The 476-nt window shown below is 58.0% G+C and carries 1 pseudogene; it reads left to right on the top strand.

The features are described from left to right. Positions 1-116, top strand: a pseudogene (locus F7R02_RS27175) (IS30 family transposase); the annotation flags it as partial. Positions 117-476: the final 360 nt, after the last annotated feature.

Below are 476 nucleotides of genomic sequence, written 5' to 3'. Positions count from 1 at the left end.
ACATCGCGTTACTGATGAACACCCGTCCTCGCCAGACACTGGGCTGGAAAACGCCTAGCGAAGCAATGGAAGCGGAAATCGCCGCCTTCAAATCATCTGTTGCACTTGAATCTTGAGACCGCCCTGTGTGTAACACCTGTAATGCGCTGCACGGGACACAAGGCGAGATTAGTCGATTCGTAAGCGGCAACATGCAGAACGTCAGTGGGCCAGATCTCGCCGGTGAGTCGAGCAGCGACGCGAATCGGACTGGACAGCAGCGTCACTGGACTGACCAGGGCTGTTTCCGCCGCGCAACCGCAATCGACCCGAAGCAGTCCCTACGGCGGGGGCAAATATGTCAACCTGGAGCTAGGGAAGCTCTGAACAACGCACCACAGATACGCGACACTACCCGCCTCATCATGTAGAGGATCATCTATGCAGCTGACGTTCGGTGACGCTGAGGGCCTGGGCAAGCGCAAGCAGACCCGGCG

The sequence above is a fragment of the Xanthomonas cissicola genome, from assembly GCF_008801575.1.
Lineage (GTDB): Bacteria > Pseudomonadota > Gammaproteobacteria > Xanthomonadales > Xanthomonadaceae > Xanthomonas > Xanthomonas cissicola.
This window is presented reverse-complemented; position numbering and strand designations above follow the sequence as displayed.